This is a genomic window from Streptomyces sp. WAC 01529, from assembly GCF_003945545.1.
Lineage (GTDB): Bacteria > Actinomycetota > Actinomycetes > Streptomycetales > Streptomycetaceae > Streptomyces > Streptomyces anatolicus.
In genome coordinates this window covers 7,691,753-7,714,880 of sequence record NZ_CP029617.1, presented here as the reverse complement: position 1 = coordinate 7,714,880, position 23,128 = coordinate 7,691,753, and the positions used below count along the sequence as shown (strand labels likewise).

The window sequence follows — 23,128 nt, the reverse complement described above, 5'->3', positions numbered from 1 at the left end:
TAGTGGTCGGACCACATCGCTGGCTAGACTGCGCCGCACCCGGCCAGCCAATGGAGGAGCGTTACGTGGACCAGCAAGACCAGTCCGCCCCACGGAAGGGCGCGGTGCCCCAGAAGGGCACGGTGACGCAGCGGGCCATCGAGCAGATCAAGGCGATGATCGGCGAGGGGCGGCTGGAGCCGGGGCAACGGCTGCCCACCGAGAGGGACTTGGCAGCGCAGTTGGGCCTCTCGCGCAGTTCCATGCGGGAGGCGATCCGGGCGCTGACGGTGATGGGCGTGCTGGAGGCCCGGCACGGTTCGGGCATCTACGTCACGCAGTTGGAGGCCGGTGATCTGCTGGAGACCTTCGGCGTGGTGGCCGACCTGTCACGCGGGCCGCGACTCGTGGAACTGCTCGAAGTACGACGGGTCCTGGAGTCGACGGCGACCGCGCTCGCGGCCGCGCGGATCTCGCCCGACCAACTCGCCGATGTCGAGAGGCACTTGGAGGCGATGAACGCCACGGATGACCCGGAGCGGATCCTCTTCCATGACCTGGCGTTCCACCGCACGATCGCCCTCTCGGCGGGCAACGACACGATGGCGGCGATCCTGGAGGGCCTGTCCTCACGGACGTTCCGCGCGCGGGTGTGGCGCGGCTACCAGGAGGAGGGCGCCTTCGACCGCACCCGCCGCGAGCACGCCCGTATCCACCGCGCCTTGGCGGCCCGCGACCCGGAGGCGGCCCGGGCCGCGGCGGCGGCGCACGTGGGCGAGGTGGAGGAGTGGCTGCGGACGCAATTGGACGGGTGACGGCGGGACGCGCGGCGGGGGCGGGGCCGCAACCGCCTCCGGCCGTACCTCCGCCCGGCTCCGGTCCCATCAAGCCCGGCCCCGCCCAGCCTCGTCGCGCCCGGCTCCCGTCCCCGTCACCGCCTCGCGGCCTCAGCTTCCCCTGGGCCCCGGCGCCAGCACCTCCCGGCCCCCGGCATCAGCTCCAGGGTCAGCTCCTCCGGGTATCCCGGAGTCAGCTCCTCCCGAACCGCAGCGTCACCAGTTCGAACGGGCGAAGCCTCACCGGGACGGCGCCGCCCGTCAGCTCCGGGGACACGGCGTCCGCGAGCGGGCGTTCGAGCAGGTCGGTCGCGGTGACCGAGGTCGGCTCGAAGCCCGCTGTCAGCGTCGCCCTCGCCCGCCCGCCGTGGGCCTCGTGGAAGCGGACGACGACGTCACCGCTGCCGTCGTCGGCGAGCTTGACCGCCGTGACGACCACGGCGTCGTTGTCGACCGTGACCAGCGGCGCCACCTCGGAGCCACCGCTCACCCGCCGCTCGGGCAGGTTGACGCGGTACCCCTCGCGCACCGCGTCGCCGATCGCCGCGCCCGGCACCAGTGCGTGCCTGAAGCGGTGCACGCCCTGGTCGGTCTCGGGGTCGGGGAAGCGCGGTGCACGCAGCAGCGAGACACGCACGGTCGTGGTCGTACTCGCGTCGTCGGCGCGGACCGCGCGGGTCACGTCGTGGCCGTACGTCGAGTCGTTGACCAGCGCGACACCCCAGCCCGGCTCCTCCATGTGCACGAAGCGGTGGTTGCACGCCTCGAACTTGGCCGCCTCCCAGCTCGTGTTGGTGTGCGTGGGCCGGTAGAAGTGCCCGAACTGGGTCTCCGACGCGTACCGCTCGGCGTGGATGTCCAGCGGGAAGGCGAGCTTGAGGAACTTCTCGGTCTCGTACCAGTCGACCTCGGTGTCGATGTCGAGCCGCCGCGCGCCCGGCGCCAGCGACAGGACCTGCGTGAGCCGCGAGTCACCGAAGGCGCGCACGACCCGGACCGACGCGCCCTCGCCCGCGGTGACCTCGTCCGCCTCCGTGAGGTCCGTGACGGTGTTCCGGTAGAACTCGTCCACGTCCCACGCGTCCCACATGTTCGGGAAGTCGGCGTGCAGTTGCGGCAGGTTCGCCGCCGCGCCGGGCGCCACGGTCTCGCGGTCGGCGACGAGGTCGTACGCGGACACGACCAGTCCCCGCGCGTCGATCTCGACCCGCAGCAAACCGTTGTCGAGGACGAAGCCCCCCTCGGCACGCGCCTCGATCGCCGACCGCCCGCCGGTCGCCGCGTTCCTGGCGCCGCCCGCGGGCACGCCGTCGCGGGCGTGCGGGGTGGAGTTGAAGACCAGCTCGTCGGCGCCCTCACCGGCGAGGGCGCGCTGCGCCGCCTCGATGATGCCGTTCAGCTCCCGCGCGAGCGCCGCGTACGTCGCACGGGCCTCGCGGTGCACCCAGGCGATGGACGAGCCGGGCAGGATGTCGTGGAACTGGTGGAGCAGGACCGTCTTCCAGACGCGGTCCAACTGCTCGTAGGGGTACGTGAACCCGGCGCACCGCACGGCGGCCGTGGCCGCCCACAGCTCAGCCTCCCGCAGCAGGTGCTCGCTGCGGCGGTTGCCCTGCTTGGTGCCGGCCTGGCTGGTGAGGGTCGCCCGGTGCAGCTCCAGATACAGCTCGCCGACCCAGACGGGGGCGTTCGGGTACTCGGCCTCGGCCTTCTCGAAGAACTGCTCCGGCGTCTCCCAGCGGACGGTCGCCGAGCCCTCCAGGTCCCGCAGCCGGGCCGCCTTGGCGATCATCTCGCGGGTGGTGCCGCCGCCTCCGTCGCCCCAGCCGGTCGGCGCGAGCGAGTGCCGGGCGACGCCCTTGTCCTTGAAGTTCTTCGCCGCGTGGGCGATCTCGCTGCCCTTCATGGAGCAGTTGTAGGTGTCGACGGGCGGGAAGTGCGTGAAGATCCGCGTCCCGTCGATGCCCTCCCAGTTGAAGGTGTGGTGCGGGAAGCGGTTGGTCTGCGACCACGAGATCTTCTGCGTGAGCAGCCACTTGGAGCCCGCAGCCTTGATGATCTGCGGAAGACCCGCGGCGAAGCCGAAGGTGTCGGGCAGCCACGCCTCGTCGTTCTCCACGCCGAACTCGTCGAGGAAGAACCGCTTGCCGTGCACGAACTGACGGGCCATCGCCTCCGAGCCCGGCATGTTCGTGTCCGACTCGACCCACATCCCGCCCGCGGGCACGAACCGTCCGTCGGCGACCGCCTTCTTCACCTTCGCCCACACCTCGGGCCGGTGCTCCTTGATCCAGGCCCACTGCTGCGCCTGGGACATGGCGAAGACGAAGTCGGGCTCGTCCTCGATGAGCGCGGTCATGTTCGACGTCGTACGCGCCACCTTGCGCACCGTCTCGCGCAGCGGCCACAGCCACGCGGAGTCGATGTGGGCGTGGCCGACGGCGCTGATGCGGTGCGCGGACGGCTCAGCGGGGGTGCTGAGCACGCCTTCGAGCCGGGCGCGTGCGGCGGCGGCCGAGCCGTTCACGTCCTGGAGGTCGACGGCGTCCAGCGCGCGGCCGACCGCGCGCACGATGTCGTAGCGCCGCCCGCTGTCCTCGGGCAGTTCCCGCATCAGCTCGCCGAGGACCTCCAGGTCGATGACGAGCTGCCACACCGTCTCGTCGAAGACGGCGAGGTCCATGCGCGCGAGCTCGTACTGCGGCTCGCTGCCCGCGGTCTCCTTGTCGCCCAACTGGGTGGGCAGGAAGGGGTGGTAGTCGAGGATGACGGGGTTGGAGGCGGCCTCGATGTGCAGCCGCACCTCTTCGCCGCCCTCGGCGGGCGCGGCGATCCGCACCCACTGGTTGCGCGGGTTGAGGCCCTTCACCGGGGTGCCGTCGGGGCGGTAGACGAGCCCCTCGCACTGGAAGCCCGGCATGTTCTCGTCGAAGCCGAGGTCGAGGATGGCCTCGACGGTCTTCCCCGCCCACTCCGTCGGCACGGTCCCGCTCACCCGGAACCAGCTGGTCCCCCAGGGCGCGCCCCACCGCTCCCCGACACCGGTCGGCACGGGCTCGGCGGCCAGCCCCTCGGCGACGGGCACGGGCTCGCCCGGCGCGTTCCACACCGCGACGTCCAGCGGCACGGAGGCGGGATACACGGCGGGCCTGATGCGCTCATCCAGAACGCGCTTGAGGCGGGCTTCGACGAGGGTGCGGTCGTCATGCATGGGGAGTACTCCCGGTGTGAAGGGTTGAGGCCGTCCGGGGTCGAGGACGAGCCGCGGCGCGGGTGGTTTGAGCCCGTCCGGCGATTGAGGACGAGCGCGAAGCGCGATCTGCGGAGGTCGTATCGGCCTAGCGGACCTCCTCCGGATGCAGGACTTCCGTGATGCCCCGCGCAGCGAGATGCTCCGCGTCCCCCGCCCGTCCGGAAAGGACCACCGCGGGCCGCACCCCATCCGCGACAAGACGCATGAACGCCTCGAACACCGTTCCCCCCGGCGCGCAAGCCGAGCGCCGCGCCCCGGCGTCGTCGACGACCACCGCCGTGGTCCGTACCGCCGGCGCGTACGTACGGCCGCGCCACTCCTTGACCATGCGCGCGAGGGCCGCCCCCGCGGGCTTGACCTGCCCGTCGTTGGTGAGCAGACCGAGGCTGTACTCCAGCTCGGGGAAGTCCGCGAGGCCCCGCGAGACATCGTGGGAGCACCACCACGTCACGCCCCACACGTCCTGGCAGTCCAGCGCCGCCTCGATGGTCTCCTCGGTGAACGCGGCCGCGTGCTCGGCGGGGATCAGCGGCGCGGGCGCGCCGACCTCCTGGAGCCAGACGGGGCGGCGCGGGTCGAGTGCCCAGGCCTTGGACAGCTCGATCAAGTACGCGGCATGGGTACGGGTAGCGGTGCCGGTGCGCCCGTGGCGCTGGGCGGTGCCGTTGAAGACCCAGGAGTGCACGGCGGTCGCGCCGCCGAGCCGGGCGGCCTGCGCCGGGGTGAAGGGCTGGTCGTCCTGGTACCAGGCGGCGTCGTACTCGGCGTGCAGATGCAGTCTGCCGGGGGCGCCTTCCTCGCAGGCGGCGAGGACCGTGCGGAGCCAGGTGTCGGCCTGCTCCTGGGTGATGCGGTCGGGGTCGGGGTGCGGCCCCGCCGAGAACTGGTTGATCTCGTTGCCGATGGTCATGCCGATGAAGTTGGGCCGGTCGGCGAGCGCGGCGGCGAGCGTACGCAGGTACTCGGCCTGTCCGGCCACCACGTCCGGGTCGGTGAAGAGGTTCCGCCGGTGCCAGGTCTGCGTCCAGGCGGGCAGGAAGTCGAAGCTGGACAGATGGCCCTGGAGGCCGTCGACGTTGACGTCGAGGCCGCGCTCGGCGGCGGCGTCGGCGAGCCGCACCAGCTGCTCGACGGCGCGCGGCCGGATCAGGGTGCGGTTGGGCTGGAAGTACGGCCAGATCGGGAAGACCCGCACATGGTCGAGGCCGAGCGCGGCGATGGCGTCGAGGTCGCCGCGTACGGCGTCGAGGTCGAAGTCGAGCCAGTGGTGGAACCACCCGTGGCTCGGCGTGTAGTTGGCGCCGAAGCGCGGCGTGCCCGAAGGCGATGCGGAAGGCAATGCGGGTCCTGGTCCTTGAGAGTTCGAGGTGGCACCGGTCAGCCCTTGACCGCGCCCTCGCCGACGCCGCGGAAGAAGTACCGCTGGAGGCAGGCGAAGAGGACGATCAGCGGGAGCACGGCGATGACCGTGCCCGCGGCGACGAGGCGTTCGTCGTTGGCGAAGGTGCCGTGCAGATAGTTCAGGCCGATGGTGAGGGTGAACCGCTCCGGGTCGCTGAGCACGATGAGGGGCCACAGGAAGTCGTCCCAGGCGCCCATGAAGGCGAAGATCGCGACGACGGCGAGGGTGCCCTTGACCGCGGGCAGGGCGATCCGGGTGAACCGCTGCCAGACGTTCGCGCCGTCCACGAACGCGGCTTCCTCGATCTCGTAGGGCACGTTGAGGAAGGCGTTGCGCATCAGCAGGACGTTGAGCGCGGAGACGCAGCCGGGCAGCAGCACCCCGATGAGGGTGTTGTTCAGGTTCAGCTCACGCATCGTCGTGAACTGGGCGATGATGATGCCCTCCACGGGCACCAGCATGGCCAGGATGAAGACGAGCGTGGCCGCCTTGCGGCCGCGGTAGCGCAGGCGCGCCAGGGCGTAGCCCGCGAGGGCGGCGCCCACGCAGTTGGTGACGACGTTGGCGGCCGCCACCTTCAGGGAGTTGAGGGCGTAGTCCCAGACGGGGATGGTGTCGGCGACCCGCTCGTAGTTGTGGAACGTCGGGTCGGAGGGCAGGAACTTCGGCGGGGAGCTGAAGAGGTCCTCGTGCGGCCCCTTCAGGGACGTGGACAGCTGCCACAGGAACGGTCCGATCATCAGCGCCAGGACGGCGAGCAGCAGCCCGTAGCGCAGGACGACCTCCCATACGGGCATCCTGCGGCCGTTCTCGTCGGTGATCCGGCGCCGCGGCTTGCGGAGCGCCCCGCCGCTGCCGCCGGGCCCGCGCCCGGTGACCGGCGCGGGGGCCTTCTCGGTGGTGCTCACGCGTCCTCCTTCCGGTCCGCCCGCAGCACGAGCAGCATGAGCGCGACGGTGACGACGAAGACGACGACGGAGATCGCCGAGGCATAGCCGACGCGACCGGTGAGGCCGGTGCCCGTGCGCTGCACCAGCATCACCAGCGTGGTGTCCTCGCCCGCGGGGCCGCCGGTGGGCCCCGCCATCAGATACACCTCGGAGAACACCTTGAAGGCGGCGACCGAGGAGAGCGCGCCCACGAGCACCATGGTGGAGCGCACGGCGGGCACGGTGACGCTGAAGAAGCGGCGCACCGCCCCCGCGCCGTCGACCGCCGCGGCCTCGTGCAGCTCGCGCGGCACGTTGGCGAGCGCCGCCAGGTAAATGATCATGTAGTAGCCGAGGCCCTTCCAGACCGTGACGGCCATGGCGCTGAAGAGCAGCAGCCACTGGTCGCTGAGGAAGCCGACCTTGCCGACGCCCACCGCCTCAAGGACGGCGTTGACCAGGCCCCGTTCGTCCAGCATCCACACCCAGATCAGACCGACCACGACGATCGAGGCGACCACCGGGGTGTAGAAGGCGGAGCGGAAGAAGGTGATGCCGGGGATGTGCTTCTGGACGAGCATCGCGAGCAGCAGCGGCAGCAGGACCAGCGCGGGCACGACCACGAGGACGTACAGCGTGCTGTTGCGCAGGCCGATCCAGAACATGTCGTCGTGCAGCAGCTCGCGGAAGTTGGCGAGGCCCACGTACTCGCCGGGGATCAACGTCCTTTTGTCGGTGAAGGAGTTGTTGAGGGTGCTGACGAACGGATAGAGGATGAAGACGGCGACGATCGCGAGCCCGGGGGCGGCGAAGAGCCAGGGGCTTGTGGGCAGTTGCCGCCTGATTTTGATCCTGTCGGCGGTGCGGGTCTTCATGGCTGACGTCGTTCCCTGGTCATGGCTCGGCACGGCGCCGGCGCTCAGCTCTGCTTCAGGAGCCGGTCACAGTTCTTGACAGCGTTGTCAAGCGCTTCCTCGGGGCTCTCCTTGCCCTGCAGCGCCTTGGCGACCGCGTTGCGCAGCTCGACCTTCATCTGCTCGCTGAAGAGCACGGGCGTGTAGTTCACCGCGGTCTTGATGGACTTGGCGGCGGCGACACGGACCCGCGTCTCCTCCTTGCCGTCCTGCTCGGTGAAGTAGGGGTCGTCGAGGGAGCCCCGCGTGCTGGGGAAGATCGCGACCTTCTTGGCGAACTCCATCTGGTGCTCGGCGTCGGTGACGAAGTGCGCGAAGGCGACGGCGGCGGGCGTCTGCTTGGTGCGGGCGTTCACCATCACGCCCATCACGTACATGTTGTCCTTGCCGGTGCTGCTGATCTGCGGGGTGATGCCGATGTTCTTGTAGAGCTTCGGCGCTTCCTTCTTGAACTTCTCCAGGTCGAGCGCGCTGCCCGGGTTCATGGCGACGGCCTCGGTGAGGAACTTCTTGCCGGTCGACTCCGGGGTCGCGGTCAGCGCCTGCCCGTCCAGCGCCTTGGCGTCGTACAACTTCTTGTACTCCGTGAGGAGTTCGACGCCCTTGGCGTCGTTGAAGGTGAAGCCGGTGCCTTCCTTGTTCATCAGCGGTACGCCGTAGCGCCCGAAGTCCTCGATGGTGGGGACGTTGGCGAGCGTGGCCACCTTGCCGTCGCTCTTCTTCGCCAACTGGAGTGCCTGGCCGAAGAGTTGGTCGTACGTCTTCGGCGGCTTGTTCTCGTCCAGGCCTGCCTCCTTGAAGAGGCGCTTGTTGTAGAAGAGCGGCCCGGTGTTCAGATACCAGGGGAAGGCGTACGTCCCTTCCGTGCCCGGTATCTGGTGGCTCTTCCAGGCCCCGGGGAGGTACTCCTTCTCGTACTTGCCCGCCGCCTTGCCGAGGTCGAGCGCGAGGCCGGCCTTGGCGAGCGGGGCGACCAGGTCGGGCGAGACGTTCACGACGTCGGGCAGCGTGCCCGCGGCGGCGTCGGCGCTGATCTTGTCGGCGTACCCCTCGCCGGGCTGGTCGACCCACTTGACGTCGGTGCCGGGGTACTTGTCCTCGAACTCGGCGACGAGGCCCTCGAAGTAGGGCTTGAAGTTGGCCTTCAGATTCCAGGTCTGGAAGGTGATCTTGCCTTCGATCTTGCCCGACGCGTCCGTGGAGCCGCCGTCGTCGCCTCCGTCGCCACAGGCGCTCAGCGGCAGCAGGACAGCGAGGACGGCGCCTGCGGCGACCGCTCTGCGGGGGATACGGGAGATACGCACGGTGAAACGGCTCCTTTGCTCGGCCCAGCGTGAGACGGCGATGGCCGCAGCCGTCCGAGCCGCGCGATCCACGCCGAGGCCGACCCTGCATCCAACTGTGGAGCAAAGTCAATGGATTCGGGTGCCCATTGTCGAAGATCTCTTCATCTTCTGGGCAACTCCCCAGGTCAGACGGGTGTGTTGAAAGTCTTGCGGCAAACGACTAATGCGCTTTAGAGTCTGGTCGCTCAAGCGCTTTAGTGCGCGGGCGCCAGGAAAGGGGCAACGGGTGCAGGGCAAGCGGTCACCGACGCGCCGGCCGACCATGAAGGACATCGCGCGCCGTGCCGGGGTCTCCGAGAGCGCCGTCTCCTTCGCGCTCAACGACCGGCCCGGCGTCTCCGACATCACCCGCGACCGGGTGCGCAGGGTCGCCGAGCAGCTGGGCTGGCGGCCGAGCACCGCGGCGCGCGCCCTGTCCGGTGAGGGCTCGGCGACGGTGGGCCTCGTCGTGGCGCGGCCCGCGGCGACCCTGGGCGTCGACTCGTTCTTCCTGCAACTCATCTCCGGGGTCCAGGAGGTGCTGGCCGAGCGGCACTTGGGGCTCCTGTTCCAGGTGGTGGAGGACGTGGCCGCCGAGTGCGCGGTCTACCGCCGCTGGTGGGCCGAGCACCGGGTGGACGGCGTCCTCGTGGTGGACCCGCGCACGGACGACCCCCGTCCCGCCCTCCTCGACGAGCTGGGGCTGCCCGCCGTGGTGACGGGCGGCGTGCCCGATCCGGACGCGGGTCCCCCGGGCCTCTCCACGGTGTGGGTGGACGACGCGGGGGCGATGGCGTCGGTCGTGGGCCACTTGTACGCGCTCGGGCACCGCCGCATCGTGCACATCGCGGGCCTCGAAGGGCTCGCGCACACCGAGCGCCGGATGCGCACCCTGCGCGCGGAGGCGGCGAGCCGGGGCCTGTCCGGGGTGCGTTCGGTGCCGACCGACTACTCCGACGCGGAGGGCGCCGCCGTCACCCGGCGCGTCCTGGAGGCGGCCGAACCGCCGACCGCCCTGGTGTACGACAACGACGTGATGGCCGTGGCCGGGGTCGCCGCCGCGTCCTCCCTGGGCTTCGCGGTCCCGGCCGACGTGTCGGTCGTGGCCTGGGAGGACTCCGCGCTCTGCCGCATGGTGCACCCATGGCTGACGGCGCTCTCCCGGGACACCGTGGCGTTCGGGCGCACCGCGGCCCGCGAACTGCTCGCCCTCCTGGACGACGGCCCCGCGGCGACCGTACAGGTGCCGCTGCCGCGGCTCATCGAGCGGGAGAGCACGGGGCCGGTGCGGGGAGGCCGAGAACAGCCCTAGGGCCTGTCCGGCGGATCATGCCGCGGGACAGGCCCTAGGGCCGGTCGTATGCCGAGTGCATGCCATCGCGCGGGTGCGCCGGGGTCGCCGTCGGCCCTTTGGGCGAGGACAGTGGACGGGCATGCCTCGCTCGCGTCTGCGGAAGGACACGGCACATGGCGGATCATTTCCCCACCGTCGGTGTCGAGGAGGAGTACTTCCTCGTCGACGCTGCCCAGCGCACGGTCGTCGCGGCGGCGCCGCGGGTCCTGGCTCGCGCCGAGCCGGTGCTCGGAGGCCTGGTGACGGGCGAGGCGTCCCGGTACCAGGTGGAGGGCAAGACACCACCCTGCGGGACCCTGGGCGAGCTGCGTGAGGAGCTGCGGCGGGTGCGCTCCGCCGTGGTCGCCGCCGCGGCCGACGAAGGCGCGCGCCCCGTGGCCTGCGGCACCCCGCTGCTCGGCATGCGGGCACCGATCCCGCTCAACGGAGGCGCCCACTACCGCGCCCAGCTCGCCACGTTCCGGTCGCTGTACGACACGTTCGCCTTCTGCGGGCTCCACGTGCACGTCCAGGTGCCGGACCGGGACCATGCCGTCCTGGTCAGCAACCACCTGCGGCCGTGGCTGCCCGTCCTGGTGGCGATGGCGGCGAACTCGCCCTTCTGGGAGGAGAGGGACAGCGGCTACTGCAGCTGGAGGACCCTGGGAGCCACGCGTTGGCCCGTGGCGGGCCCCCCGCCGTACTTCTCCTCCGCCGCGCACTACGACACGCTCGCCTCCGCGCTGCGGGAGACGGGCGCCACCCTCGGCGAACGCTCGCTGTACTGGGACGTGCGCCCGTGCGCGCACCTTCCCACCCTGGAGATCAGGGCGATGGACGCCGCCACGTCGGTCGAGGAGGCGGCGGTCTTCGCCGTCCTCGTGCGGGCACTGGTCGTGCGGGCCCTGGAGCGGGTGCGCCGCGGCGACCCCGGGCCCGCCATGGACGAGGCGCTGCTGCGCGCCGCGTACTGGCGGTGCGCCCGCGACGGTCTGACCGGCCACAGCCTCGATCCGCGGACCCACCGTCTGGTGCCGACCTCGCACCAGGTCCGGCAGCTTCTCGCGCACGCCCGGCCAGCGCTGGCGGAGCACGGTGAACTCCCCCAGGTGACGGCGGTCCTGCGGCGCCTGTTCGCGCACGGCGGCGGCGCCGAACGCCAGCGCTCCGTCCACGCCCGCGCGGGCAGCCTGGCCGACGTCGTCGACGACCTGGCCGACCGCACGGCCGCGAGCCCGCGTCAGTGGCGGCGGGCTCCTTCACCGGTCGGCGGCCCCGGCGGCCAGGGGAGTTCGGCCAGGAGCGGCAGGAGCGACTCCTCCTCGTAGTCGAGGTGGCGGGTCAACTCGGCGGACATCCGGGCCAGTTCCGTACGGAACCGCTCCGGGTCCGCGCCCCCGACGTCCGCGAGGAGCGCGGCGAGTTCGCCCTGGATCCGGGCGACCTCCCGGTGTTCTGCCGTCAGGCGGTCGAAGGTGTCGCGCAGTTCGGGGTGGTGGCCCGCCATCGCCGGGAAGAGATGCGTGTCCTCGCTGGTGTGGTGGAACTCCAGGGCGTCGCAGAAGGCCAGGCAGTGCTGGCGGATCTGCAGCCCGAGCCCGGGCGCCGGTGGCGTCCCCGGCCCCTGGTGCGCGGCGAGCGCGGCGAAGTACGCCTCGGTCTCCTCGCGTACGTGCTTCAACTGGCCGCGCAGCCAGAGGTGCACCTGGACCATCTTGTCCGCGAGGCTGGCCGGCTCCTGGGGGATGTCCGCCTCATGTGCGGGCCGCTCAAGGACGACGACGGGCAGGGTCCGGCTGGTGCGCGTCTGGTAGTCGCCGTAGCCCGGTTCGGCGGCCACCACGCGCGCGAAGAGCCGGTCGCGGCGCTCGCCCTCGGCGGGGACGGCGATCGCCTCGAAGGTGTCGGTGCCGAGTTCCACGGTCACCGCGGGGTGGGCGAGGACGTTGTGGTACCAGTCGGGGTGGCGCGGCGCGCCCAGGTTCGACCCGACGAGCAGGAGCAGCCCGCCGTCGCGGACGAAGCCGAGCGGGGTGGTGTGCTCCTTGCCGGACTTCGCTCCGGTGGTGGTGAGCAGGAGGAGTTCGCTGCCTTCGAAGGGGCCGCCGACCTTGCCGCCGTGGGCGCGGAACTCCTCGATGACGGACTGGTTGAAGGGTGTGGGCATGACGGTGTCAGATCTCCGTACAGGGTGCGCGGGACCGCGTCGAGCGCGGTGGAGGTGAGGGAGCGCCACGCGAAGAAGGCGTGGCGATGGCGCGCGAAGGCGCGCGGATCAGGCGAATGCCCCGGGAGTCAACTCACGACGTGTTCATCGGCGTTGTCCTTGAGTGAAGGTGCTCGCCCGATCGCCGACCTGCCCACTTCTCTTTGGTCGGCGCCACGCGGCACGCGCACCATTACAGTCACCCGCTCCCCCATCTGTCAACGGTGTCGGGAGGGGCCGGTGAATCACCCGGCGCCTGCGGGGTACTGGCGTGAGATGGCGACGGGGGCGGACGGCCGTGGAGGGGACGGTCGTCCGGGCCACGGGGATCACCGGCCCGCCCCTCGCGCTCTCTCGCGCCACCGGGAGCGGGCCGCCCCCCGACATGCCCGTGCCCCCCGCCACGAGGCGGGGGGCACAGGGCGAAGCAGACGACCGGAGCGGTAACGATCAGTCGATACCGGGGAGGATGTGCGGCTCGGCGAGGTCGTCCTCGTAACCCGCCAGCCGGATGGGGGCCGCCTTGGCCCACGCCTCCAGATTGCGGAGCTTGTGGGGCCTCCCGGCCCGCTCGCCGCCGCGTTCCGCCGGTCGCTTCTCGTGCTTCGTCAGTTCTGGTGTCACCGCGCACTCCTTTGTGTCGCGTAAAGGAAGGCCAAGGGCAGTTCGGTCGCGGTGGCGCCGGTATCTGGCGGGACCGCGGCCGTGGTGCCGGCCTGTCCCCGGGGCGGCCGAGAGACGTTTGTGGATCTCTCGTGGCCACCCGTTCGCCCTAGAGTAACCAAATGAGCGCGGCCGCGCTCGATGGAAAACCGAGGCGGGGCGGAATCCGGACAGCGGAACCGGTCAGGAGCGGGCTACCACTTGCCGGGCGCGTAGTCCTTCAGGAAGACGCCGAACAGGTCCTCGCCGGCCTGGCCGCGCACGATCGGGTCGTAGACCCGGGCGGCGCCGTCGATCAGGTCGAGCGGGGCGTGGAAGCCCTCCTCGGCCAGGCGCATCTTGTCGGGGTGCGGGCGCTCGTCGGTGATCCAGCCCGTGTCGACCGCGGTCATCAGGATGCGGTCCTTCTCGAACATCTCCTGTGCGCTGGTGCGCGTCAGCATGTTCAGGGCGGCCTTGGCCATGTTGGTGTGCGGGTGTCCGGCGCCCTTGTAGCCGCGGCCGAATACGCCCTCCATCGCGGAGACGTTGACGACGTACGCGCGACCCTCGTCGTGCGCCGCGGCGGCGGCCGCCATCGCGGGGCGCAGGTGGCTGATGAGGATGAACGGCGCCGTCGAGTTGCACAGCTGGACTTCGAGCAGCTCGATCGGGCCGACCTCGTCCACCGTCTGGATCCAGCTGTTGGTGTCGTGCAGGTCGGGCACCAGGCCGCCCGCGTCGATCGCCGTACCGGCCGCGATGCGCTCCAGGGACGCGGAGCCCGTGACCAGGGCGAGCCCGGTGACGTCGTCGGCGGTGAGCGCGCCGCCCCCGGGGACCGGCAGCGCGGCCACGGCGCCGGAGCCGAAGGTGCCGATCACCTCGGAGGCGGGCAGCTCACCGGCGGGCAGCGGGGCGGACTCGGCGGCGACCAGCTCGCTGTAGGCCTGCGGGGAACGGCGTACGGTCTGCGCGGCGTTGTTGATCAGTACATCGAGGGGGCCCTCGGCGGCGACCGACTCGGCGAGCGCGACGACCTGCGCCGGGTCGCGCAGGTCGATGCCGACGATCTTCAGCCGGTGGATCCACTCGTCGCTGTCGGGCATCGCCTTGAAGCGGCGGATCGCGTCGCTCGGGAAGCGCGTGGTGATGGTGGTGTGCGCACCGTCACGCAGCAGCCGCAGCGCGATGTACATGCCGATCTTGGCGCGGCCGCCGGTGAGCAGCGCGCGCTTGCCGGTCAGGTCGGTGCGGGCGTCGCGGCGGGCGCGGTTCTCGGCGGCGCAGGCCGGGCAGAGCTGGTGGTAGAACGCGTCGACCTCGACGTACCGCGTCTTGCAGGTGTAGCAGGAGCGGGGGCGCTGGAGTATCCCCGCGATCTCGCCCTTCACCGAGGAGGAGGGCAGTACGCCCGCCGTCTCGTCGTCGATGCGGTCGGCGGAGCCGGTGGCGGTGGCCTCGGTGACCGCGCGGTCGTGGGCGGTCTTGGCGGCGCGGCGCTCCTGGCGGCGGCGCTGCTTCACCGTGCGGTAGATCCCGGCGGTGGCGCGGCGGACCGCGATCGCGTCGGGGTGGTCCACGTCCAGCTTGTCCAGCTCGTCGAGCACGCTGAGGCAGACGGCGAGGCGGTCCGGGTCGATGCCGGGGCCGTACGCGACGGTCCCCTCGTGGCTTTCGTCTGTCACCGTCATCGCCGCTGTCCTCGTGTCATTCCGTGCCGCGGCCTGCCTGGTCGTCCGCGGAAGCTCCCAAAAGCGGAACTTTACGTAGCTCTGGCCCCCGTTACCAAACGCGTGACGGAGCGCACACCGCCCGGAGGGCCCCGATCTGGTCCCGCACGCGCCGTGCGCGGGCCGCGTCCAGCTCGGGCCCCGGGCCCTCACTCGACCGGCTGCCCCTTGCCCAGGGCGATCACTCCGGCCTCGGACACCGTGTACAGCTCCTCGTCCCGCTCCGGATTGACGCCGACGGTCGCGCCGGGCGGTACGTCGACGTTCTTGTCCAGGACCGCGCCGCGCACCACCGCGCCCCGCCCCACGCGTACGTTGTGGTGCAGGACCGAGCCCTGGACGACCGCGCCCTCCTCGATGATCACCCCGGGCGACAGGACGGAGCGGGTGACCTGGCCGCGGATGACGCAGCCGGGGCTGACGATCGACTCGCCCGCCATGCCGCCGGCGCAGAACTTCGCGGGCGGCAGGCCGCTGGAGTGCGTGTAGATCGGCCAGCGCCGGTTGTCCAGGTTGAAGACGGGCTGGTCGGAGATCAGATCCATGTGGGCGTCGTAGTACGAGTCCAGGGTGCCGACGTCACGCCAGTAGCCGTGGTCGCGCGGGGTCTCGCCGGGCACGTGGTTGCCGTCGAAGTCGTACACCTGGGCGAGGCCGCGCTCGGTGAGCATGGGCAGGATCGAGCCGCCCATGTCGTGCGCGGACTCCTCGTCCTCGGCGTCCTGCTGGAGGGCGTCGACCAGGGTCTTCGTGGTGAACATGTAGTTCCCCATCGAGGCGAAGACCTGGTTCGGGGCGTCCGCGAGGCCCGGCGGGTCCGACGGCTTCTCCAGGAAGCTTTCGACGCGCGTCCCGTCACGGGCGGGCGTGATGACGCCGAAGGAGGACGCCTCGGCGCGGGGCACCCTGATCCCGGCGACGGTGACGGCGGCGCCGTTGTCGATGTGCTGCTGGAGCATCTGCCGGGGGTCCATGCGGTAGACGTGGTCGGCGCCGAACACCGCGATGTAGTCGGGCTGTTCGTCGTGGACGAGGTTGAGCGACTGGAGGATCGCGTCGGCGCTGCCCAAGTACCAGCGGGGGCCGAGGCGTTGCTGCGCGGGCACGGGTGTGACGTAGTTGCCGAGCAGGCTCGACATGCGCCAGGTCGTCGTCACGTGCCGGTCGAGGGAGTGGGACTTGTACTGCGTCAGGACGCAGACGCGCAGGATGTCGGCGTTGACGAGATTGGAGAGGACGAAGTCCACGAGGCGGTACGTGCCGCCGAACGTGACCGCTGGTTTGGCCCGGTCGGCGGTGAGCGGCAGCAGCCGTTTGCCTTCCCCGCCGGCAAGCACGATTCCGAGCACCGAAGGTCCACCGCGCATCCCAGCCCCCTACTTGTCGGCTATCTGTCGGCGTGCAGGATCTCCTCGTACACCTCGACCGTGCGCCGGGCGACCGCGTCCCAGCCGAATTCGCCGAGCGCCCTGCGCCGTCCCGCCGCGCCCATCACGGCGGCCCGCTCCGGGGCGGCGACCAGCTCGTTCAGCCGGAGCGCGAGGTCGCGTTCGAAGCCTTCCGGGTCCTTCTCCTCGTACGGGACGAGCACTCCGGTCGCGTGGTCCTCGACGACCTCCGGGATGCCGCCGACCCGCGAGGCGACGACGGCCGTGCCGCACGCCATCGCCTCCAGGTTGACGATGCCGAGCGGCTCGTACACCGAGGGGCAGACGAACACCGTGGCGTGGGTGAGGAGTTGGACCACCTCGGGGCGCGGCAGCATGTCGGGGATCCAGTGGACGCCCGCCCGCCCCCGGCTCAGCTCCTCGAAGAGCACGCGGAACTCGGCGTCGATCGCCGGGGTGTCGGGGGCCCCGGCACAGAGCACGAGCTGCGCTCCCGCGTCCAACTCGCGGGCCGCGCGCAGCAGATGGGGGACGCCCTTCTGGCGGGTGATGCGCCCGACGAACAGGACGTAGGGGCGCGCGGGGTCGATGCCGAGCCGCTCCAGGACGTCCGTGCCGGGGTCGGGGCGGTACAGGCCGGTGTCGATGCCGTTGTGCACGACGTGGACCTTCGCCGGGTCGACGGCGGGGTAGCAGGCGAGGATGTCCTCGCGCATGGCGCCGGAGACCGCGATCACCGCGTCGGCTGATTCCGCGGCGGTACGCTCCGCCCAGCTCGACAGGGCGTATCCGCCGCCCAGTTGCTCGGCCTTCCAGGGGCGCAGGGGCTCCAGGGAGTGCGAGGTCATCACGTGCGGGATGCCGTGCAGGAGCTTGCCGACGTGCCCCGCGAGGCTCGCGTACCAGGTGTGGGAGTGGACCAGCTCGCGCCCGGCGAGCGCGGCGGCCATCGCCAGGTCCACGGAGAAGGTGCGCAGCGCGTCATTGGCGCCGTCGAGCGCGGGCCAGGCCTGATGGCGCGTCAGCCCGTCGGCCGCGCCATCGCCCCAGCAGTGCACGTCGAGGTCGACGAGGGAGCGCAACTCCCGTGCCAGGAACTCGACATGGACGCCCGCGCCGCCGTACACATCGGGCGGGTACTCCCGGGTGAGCAGTCCCACTTTCACGGAGAACCCTCCGTCGTCCGCCTGAGGTCGGCCGCGCTCCCTCATGGTCACCCAGACGACGCTCCGGGGGAAGAGCGCTGCGGCGCCCGTTCGAAGCAGCAGTCGCCGCATACGCCGCCGCCGGGGCACCGGTAGTAGAGGCAGCAGCTGCGGCGCCGGAAGGCGGTGCCGTCCAGGGTGCCGGTGCCGCGCAGGTCGGGGTGGTCGAAGAGCGCCGCGGCCAGCTCCATGGCCCGCTCCCCCACGCCCTCGCGCCCTTCCCGCGCCGCCCAGCCGTGCAGTTCGCGTACGGCGCCCGCGAGCGCGGAGCCCGCGTTGCCCCACAGCAGCCCGGCGGAGATCCGGTACCGGGCGCGCAACGCGTCGGCGAGCGGCGCGAGATGGCCGTGCTGCACGATGTCCCGTACGGTCCCGGCGTCGGCGGGCAGCGGGCGTACGTCACCGATCCACAGGTCGTCGGGCGAGGTGCCGTCGGCGTCCCAGCGCAGCAGGGCGGGGTCGAGGTCGGGCACCGCTCCGTACAGCGCGGCGGAGCCGAGCGCCACGGACCAGAGCCGGGCGGCGAGCCCCAGTTGGGCCACGGACACGGCGATACGGTCCTCGGGCGCGCCGAGCCGCCCCGCGACCTTCGTGACACGGAAAGTGAGCGGGTCCGCGCCGGTCGGTGGCGCGTACACCTGTGTGAAGGGCACGGCGGCGGGCGCGGGCCCCGCGCGCAGGGCGAAGAAGCCGCCGACGGATCCGAGTTCTGCCAGGTCGATACGGGTGGTCACGGGATCAGTACAGCAAGCCACGCGCCGCCCGTGCGCTCCGGGGTGTCATCCTCTGCCCCTAGGGGGTACCCCGCCTTGGGGAGGACACGGCGAGGGCCGTACTCCATCGGCAGTAGGACCGATTGACTGCTCAGGTACGACGACGCGGGACGATTCTCGCGGCATCGTGGTAACCATGGAAGCCGACCGTTCGTCTCGCCGGGACCACCGGACGCACCGCACACCGCGGAGCACCTCATGAGTGCCCTCGCGCTGTCCGTGCTGCTCTCCCTCGTCTCCGCGGTGGCGTACGCCGGCGGGGCGATCCTCCAGGAGCGCGTGGCGGCGACCACGCCGGACCAGCGGTACGCGCCGCTGCGGCGCGGCACCTGGTGGACGGCGATCGCCCTGAACGGCCTCGGCGCGCTCCTGCACGTGGTGGCGCTCGCCTACGGCCCGCTCAGCCTGGTCCAGCCGCTGGGCGCCCTGACGATCGTCTTCGCGCTGCCGATGGCGGCCGTGTTCGTGCGCCGCCGGGCCGGGGCCACCGCGTGGCGCGGCGCGATCATGGCGACGGTGGGGCTCGCCGGGCTCCTTTCTCTCACCTCGGCGTCCGGCTCGCAGTCCCTGGACAGCGCGGAGCGGGTCATGCTGGGCCTGGTCACGGGTGGCGGGGTCCTCGCCCTGATGGTGGCGGCGCACGCGGCGCACCGGCACCCCGTGGTGCGCAGCGTGTTGCTCGCCTGCGCGGCCGGTGCGGCGTTCGGCATCGCCTCGGTCTTCACCAAGACGGTGGCGGTCGACTGGGACCGGGATGTCGCGCTCGTCCAGCAGCTGCCGAGCCTCGGTGTGATCGCCGTGCTCGCGGCGGCCGGGGTGCTGCTCTCGCAGGCCTCGTACCGGGGCGCGGGCCTGGCGGCACCGCTGTCGACGGTGACCGTCGTGAACCCCGTGGTGGCGGCGGCGGTCGGCCTGACCCTCTTCGGAGAAACCTTCCGCTACGGCATGACGGGCACCCTCCTGGCGCTGGGTTGCGCGGTCGTCGCGGCCGGTGGCCTGATCCTGCTCACCAGCGAGCGGATCGCCCGGGAGACGTCGACGGCGCCCGAGCCCTGCCCCCCGGCCCAGGGTCGTACGGCCCAGGACCGCACACTCCAGGAAGCGCCGCGCGTACGCCCGGAGCCCGTCGTGGCCGAGGCGGGCCGCGCCCTTGAGACTCTCCCCGCCGTGCCGCCCCAGCCCGCGGCGCCCGCCCGGGCGCACTGCGGGACCCCGCACCGGCACTCCAGGCGCCGCGAGCGCATCGGCTCCTAGGACGGCGACGCCTCCGGGATCACGGTTACCGTGACCCCGCTGAGGAAGTCCGCGCGGTAGGGCGCCACGTCCACGTCGTCCCGTGAGGCGAGGACATGCAGCCGGAGGCCCCGGGAGTCGTCCGTGCCGGACCCCGTGTCGTGGGCGAGCAGGAGCGACGGGTCGGTCAGGGCGCGCAGCGACACGAAGCGGTCCGCCTCGTCACCGCCCGCCCCTGGGTCGACGGTCCCCGAGGGCAGCGGTGTGAAGCCGAGCCGCTTCTTGAACCCGTACAGGCCGGGGGAAGTGACGTGGCCGTACAGGGAAGTGTCGTTCCCCAGGGACATACGGGCGCAGCCCAGCTCCCGGCCTGCCTGGAACGCCGCCATGTACACGGCGCGGGTCAGGGCGCCGCGCTGGTCGACCGCGGCGGTGGCCACGTACCGCAGTTGCAGGAGTGAGTCCTCCGCCCGCACCCAGCAGATGCACCCGCCCACCATGCGGCCCCCCTCGTAGGCATAGACGCCGATGTGGGAACCGGAGCGCTCCAGGAGTGTCCGCTGCTCGGCGCGGGCCAGGTTCAGGCCGTTGCGCATGCCGGCGACCTGCGCCTCGTACACGCCGAGGAACTCCTCGAGCGGGCCCTCCTCCAGCTCCGGCCGCACCCGCACGCTCAGCCCGGACGAGGCGGCGAGGTCAAGGCCCCGGCGCACCTTGCGCCGCTCGTTGGCGCCGAGAGCACCGAGGAAGGCGGCCTCGGAGTCCCGTAGCGGAGCGACCCAGTTGACCCAGCTCGGCTTCACGGCGAATCCGGCGGCCGTGAGGGCGGTCCGGTCGTCGGGATGCGGATCGACCACCCGCAGCAGGTCGACGGCGGGCCCGCGCCAGGGCCCGGTCACGTCGAGGGCCTCTTCGGTGGTGAGTTCGGCGACGGTGAGTCCGTAGCGGTCGACGACGTCCATCAGTGCTGCCGCTCCCCTCGGTCGGGAGTCCTACCGGCTCCGGCCGCGGGGCGCACGAGCCGCGCCGGGTCTCCGCCGGTGTGCAGGAGCCCGAGGAGGTCTTCCGCCCGTGCGGCGAGGATCTGGGCGCGCTCGGCGTCCGGGGCCACGCTGTGGAAGACCAGCGCGAGCATGATGGCGGTGTCCAGGCGGTACAGCAGGGCCGCCGGGGATTCGAGGTCGGGTGCGGCGAGCGACTCCGCGTAGCCGGCCAGGACCGCGGTCGCGTCGATCCCGTTGTCGGGCAGCAGGGCGTACTCGGCGACTCTGGCGAGTTCCATGAGCGGCGGTCCGACGAGGGCGTTGGACCAGTCGACGACCGCCTGGAGCCGGCCCGCGCGGCTCAGCAGGTTCTGCCGCCGGACATCGAGATGCAGCAGCCGGTGCGGGGTGCGCACGGCCTCCAGCGCCGCGCCGATGTGTGGGGGCGCGGGCAGCGGCGGCAAGGTCGGAGCCGCGCGCCGCAGGTTGGCGTGCCGGTCTCCGAGCCGTTTGACGAAGAAGCCGGTGAAATCGCCTGGTGCCTGGTACGCGAGCGGTGTCTTGGGGGGTGTCGTGGCGTGCAGTGCCGCGAGGAAGCGGCCTACGTCACGGCCGTCGAGGGGGACGTCGTCGTGTTCGACGTGGGCGGCGACGGAGACGAGGAGTCCGTCCGGCCGTTCGATCAGCTGGAGCGGTGCCGCCACGGGCAGCCCCAGTGGGGCGAGGCGGGCGGCTATCGCGTGCTCCTGGCGGACCAGGTCCGCGCTGTCGACGTCGCCGTACGGGGAGAGGTACAGCCGGTGCCGGGGGATGCGCAGCACCGCGTCGCCGAGTCCGGGGCGGCCGACGCGGTGGACCACGAAGTCCACTCCCTCGCCGGCCGGTCCGCGCGGTACCAGCCCGTGTTCGGCTGCGACGGAGCGGGCCACCGCGTCGGTGTCCACTGCCGTGCCGACCTCCGTGTCGACTGCCGTGTCGGCTGCCGTGTCGCGGGGCGTCGGGTGCGTCATCGTGCGTCCTTCGGGAGGGCGAGCGGGAGGTGGGCCACGAGCTCCGCCAGGGTCTCGAGCGAGGTGATCCTGGGGCCGGGGTGGTCGGGGAAGCGGGCGTAGCGGTCGATGAGGAGGGGGTGCATGCCGGCGGCCCGTGCGCCGTCGACGTCGACGACGAGCGAGTCACCGATGAACACGCACTCCCCTGGGGGGCGTCGGAGCCTTCGGCAGGTCAGGTCGAAGATCTCCGGGCGGGGTTTCTCATGGCCGACCTCGCTGCTGATGACGATCTCGTCGAAGCGGTCGGTGAGTTGGTGTGCCGCGAGGATCTCCCGCAGCCAGCCGTCGAAGTTGGAGACCAGGGCCAGCTGGTGGCCGGATGCCCGGAGTGCGTCGAGGCAGGGCAGGACGTCGGGGTACAGGCGGTAGTTCGCGGGGTCCAGGGCGTAGCGGGCCGCGCGCCGGGCGGCCGGGAGGGAGTCGGCGCCGCCCGCGCGGCGCAGGGCGTCCCGGAAGAACACGGTCCACATGGTCAGCCGGGCTCCCGGGTCGGCCTCGTCGTCGGGCCAGTGGCCTTCCGCGCCGATGGCCCACAGTGCTTCGCGCACGTCCTGCGCCGAGGGTGCCCCCTCGTCCCCGAGCCAGGGGGTGGAGAGCAGTTCGGGGAAGGCGGGGGTGAGTTCGAGCAGGGTGTCGGCGGCGTCGAACAGTACGGCGGGCAGCAGGTCGCGGGTCATCGCAGGCCTCCATCGGCGATCAGCAGGGTGGACAGGCCCCCTCGGTCGGCGGGCAGCCCTGCCCGGAGCCCCTCCGGGGTGCCGGGAAGGAAGACCGTCTCCTCCTCGCTGGAGAAGTGGTTGCTCATCAGCACGGCGGACTTCTCCTGGCCGCAGAGCCGGACGGCTTCGAGGGCGAGTTCGACATCGCCCTTGTGCATCTCCACCAGGACGCAGGTGATGCCCGCGGAGAGGTAGCTGGTGAGTTCGCCGAGGAACTGCTGGGGTGGCAGGCTGTGGCGGCCGTGGAGCCCCGAGAGGTAGGCGAAGGACCGGTCGAAGGGGTCCTCCCAGAAGTACCGGGCGGTCTGCGCGGCGGCGAGCAGGCCGATCGGGATACCGGGTGTGACGTGGATTTCACGGCCGGTGAGCGGGAGGCCGTCGAGGACGTCGTAGGTGTCGGGGTTGCCCTCGACGAGCAGGCCGACGCGGTCGTGGCCGGCGGCGTGCAGCTCGCTCAGCGCCTCGTCCACCTGGTCGATGTTCTGGTCGAAGTCGCCGTAGCGGTAAGGGAGTACGTGCGGCCGGAACCGTTCGTGGCCGGGGGTCCTGGTGAAGGTGTGGCGGTACGTCCAGTCGGTCATGACCACGGGACAACCGGTGTCCAGGGAGCCGAGGGCCTCCTCGCCTCCGGCGGGCGTCCAGGGACCCACCCCCACGGCGCGTACGCGCTGGGGCTTCGAGAGGTGGGCGGCGTCTCTGGGCGCGGCCTCTCTGGGCGCGGCGGCGCACGGGAGCGGTAAGGCAGTCGCGCTCCGCTTCGTCAGACGCCGCTCGATCGATCCGGCCCGGCGGTTGCGGAACAGGGTGGGCACCACGAAGGCGACGGGCTCGGCGCTGCCCTCCACGGCCGGCAGGTACTCGGACTCGGTGGCCGCCGCGGTGAACTCGGCCAGCCCGCAGGCGTCCTCGACGAACGCCACGGGCCGCCCCCAGCCGAGTGCGCCGAGGACCGCGGTCATGTCCTCCTTGAATCCGCGGGGGCGGAGGGTGACGAAGCCGCTGGAGACGGGGGACAGCGGGTGCGTCTCGCCGGCGACGTCCACGGAGTTCAGGTGCCGTACGTCGGCTGCGGCACGGAAGACCTCCATGCCGACGAGGGGCGTCCTGGTACCGGATGCGGTCATGGGTGGTCTCTCTCCTCGCTGGGAAGGGCAAGCTGAACCGGCCCGCACGCGGCAGTGCGCGCGCCGGGGGCCGGATCGGGCCCGGTGTGATGGCCAGGT

General features: G+C 71.8%; 19 protein-coding genes. 4 read left to right on the top strand and 15 right to left on the bottom strand.

Features of this window, described 5'->3' with window-relative positions; all coding sequences use genetic code 11:
* Nucleotides 1-50 precede the first annotated feature (50 nt).
* Nucleotides 51-794: an FCD domain-containing protein gene (locus DMA15_RS34100; protein ID WP_125516516.1), complete on the top strand. Its 744-nt coding sequence runs from the start codon at nt 51-53 to the stop codon at nt 792-794.
* A 214-nt stretch (nt 795-1,008) separates the two neighbouring features.
* Here the strand turns inward: DMA15_RS34100 and DMA15_RS34095 are convergent, their stop codons facing one another.
* The 5 genes from DMA15_RS34095 to DMA15_RS34075 form a co-directional block, all read right to left on the bottom strand.
* Nucleotides 1,009-4,026, bottom strand: a complete 3,018-nt coding sequence (locus DMA15_RS34095) for a glycoside hydrolase family 38 C-terminal domain-containing protein (RefSeq protein WP_125516515.1) — start codon at nt 4,024-4,026, stop codon at nt 1,009-1,011.
* A 127-nt stretch (nt 4,027-4,153) separates the two neighbouring features.
* Nucleotides 4,154-5,407 (bottom strand): glycosyl hydrolase, encoded by a 1,254-nt coding sequence (locus DMA15_RS34090; protein ID WP_125516514.1) that lies wholly within the window; start codon nt 5,405-5,407, stop codon nt 4,154-4,156.
* A gap of 38 nt (nt 5,408-5,445) precedes the next feature.
* The gene (locus tag DMA15_RS34085) at nt 5,446-6,291 is read right to left on the bottom strand and encodes a carbohydrate ABC transporter permease (RefSeq protein ID WP_125518194.1); all 846 of its coding nucleotides are present in this window, start codon (nt 6,289-6,291) and stop codon (nt 5,446-5,448) included.
* A gap of 83 nt (nt 6,292-6,374) precedes the next feature.
* Entirely contained in the window at nt 6,375-7,274 is a 900-nt protein-coding gene (locus DMA15_RS34080; RefSeq protein WP_125516513.1) for a sugar ABC transporter permease, read from the bottom strand.
* A 44-nt stretch (nt 7,275-7,318) separates the two neighbouring features.
* Nucleotides 7,319-8,617, bottom strand: a complete 1,299-nt coding sequence (locus tag DMA15_RS34075) for an extracellular solute-binding protein (protein ID WP_125516512.1) — start codon at nt 8,615-8,617, stop codon at nt 7,319-7,321.
* Between the two features lie 268 nt (nt 8,618-8,885).
* On the opposite strand from DMA15_RS34075, the gene DMA15_RS34070 reads away from it, so the two are divergent.
* On the top strand, nt 8,886-9,950 hold the full coding sequence (locus DMA15_RS34070) for a LacI family DNA-binding transcriptional regulator (RefSeq protein WP_164551886.1): 1,065 nt from the start codon (nt 8,886-8,888) through the stop codon (nt 9,948-9,950).
* Nucleotides 9,951-10,105: 155 nt separating this feature from the next.
* Nucleotides 10,106-11,299: a glutamate--cysteine ligase gene (locus DMA15_RS34065; RefSeq protein WP_125516511.1), complete on the top strand. Its 1,194-nt coding sequence runs from the start codon at nt 10,106-10,108 to the stop codon at nt 11,297-11,299.
* On the opposite strand, the gene DMA15_RS34060 is transcribed toward DMA15_RS34065, so the two are convergent.
* From DMA15_RS34060 to DMA15_RS34040, 6 genes are all read right to left on the bottom strand, one after another.
* Entirely contained in the window at nt 11,212-12,138 is a 927-nt protein-coding gene (locus DMA15_RS34060) for a nitroreductase/quinone reductase family protein (protein WP_125516510.1), read from the bottom strand. The two genes, DMA15_RS34065 and DMA15_RS34060, sit on opposite strands and share 88 nt — an antisense overlap.
* Before the next feature lie 489 nt (nt 12,139-12,627).
* Entirely contained in the window at nt 12,628-12,801 is a 174-nt protein-coding gene (locus DMA15_RS36880) for a hypothetical protein (protein ID WP_164551885.1), read from the bottom strand.
* 233 nt (nt 12,802-13,034) lie between these two features.
* Nucleotides 13,035-14,513: an SDR family NAD(P)-dependent oxidoreductase gene (locus DMA15_RS34055; RefSeq protein ID WP_125516509.1), complete on the bottom strand. Its 1,479-nt coding sequence runs from the start codon at nt 14,511-14,513 to the stop codon at nt 13,035-13,037.
* A gap of 188 nt (nt 14,514-14,701) precedes the next feature.
* Entirely contained in the window at nt 14,702-15,919 is a 1,218-nt protein-coding gene (glgC, locus tag DMA15_RS34050; RefSeq protein ID WP_125516508.1) for a glucose-1-phosphate adenylyltransferase, read from the bottom strand.
* Nucleotides 15,920-15,939: 20 nt separating this feature from the next.
* Nucleotides 15,940-17,106, bottom strand: coding sequence for a glycogen synthase (glgA, locus tag DMA15_RS34045; RefSeq protein WP_125516507.1), 1,167 nt, complete (start codon nt 17,104-17,106; stop codon nt 15,940-15,942).
* Between the two features lie 47 nt (nt 17,107-17,153).
* A complete protein-coding gene (locus DMA15_RS34040; RefSeq protein ID WP_240660083.1) occupies nt 17,154-17,879 on the bottom strand; it encodes a (2Fe-2S)-binding protein in 726 nt (241 codons plus the stop codon).
* 237 nt (nt 17,880-18,116) lie between these two features.
* On the opposite strand from DMA15_RS34040, the gene DMA15_RS34035 reads away from it, so the two are divergent.
* Nucleotides 18,117-19,172 (top strand): DMT family transporter, encoded by a 1,056-nt coding sequence (locus DMA15_RS34035; RefSeq protein ID WP_206302893.1) that lies wholly within the window; start codon nt 18,117-18,119, stop codon nt 19,170-19,172.
* Here the strand turns inward: DMA15_RS34035 and DMA15_RS34030 are convergent.
* From DMA15_RS34030 to DMA15_RS34015, 4 genes are read right to left on the bottom strand one after another with little or no spacing between them, the layout of a single operon-like run.
* A complete protein-coding gene (locus DMA15_RS34030) occupies nt 19,169-20,113 on the bottom strand; it encodes a GNAT family N-acetyltransferase (protein ID WP_125516506.1) in 945 nt (314 codons plus the stop codon). The genes DMA15_RS34035 and DMA15_RS34030 overlap by 4 nt on opposite strands.
* On the bottom strand, nt 20,113-21,144 hold the full coding sequence (locus tag DMA15_RS34025) for an aminoglycoside phosphotransferase family protein (protein WP_125516505.1): 1,032 nt from the start codon (nt 21,142-21,144) through the stop codon (nt 20,113-20,115). Before DMA15_RS34025 ends, DMA15_RS34030 begins: the two co-directional genes overlap by 1 nt.
* On the bottom strand, nt 21,141-21,863 hold the full coding sequence (locus DMA15_RS34020; protein ID WP_125516504.1) for an HAD-IA family hydrolase: 723 nt from the start codon (nt 21,861-21,863) through the stop codon (nt 21,141-21,143). The genes DMA15_RS34025 and DMA15_RS34020 overlap by 4 nt, the downstream gene beginning before the upstream one ends.
* Nucleotides 21,860-23,029: a hypothetical protein gene (locus tag DMA15_RS34015; protein ID WP_125516503.1), complete on the bottom strand. Its 1,170-nt coding sequence runs from the start codon at nt 23,027-23,029 to the stop codon at nt 21,860-21,862. Before DMA15_RS34015 ends, DMA15_RS34020 begins: the two co-directional genes overlap by 4 nt.
* Nucleotides 23,030-23,128 lie beyond the last annotated feature (99 nt).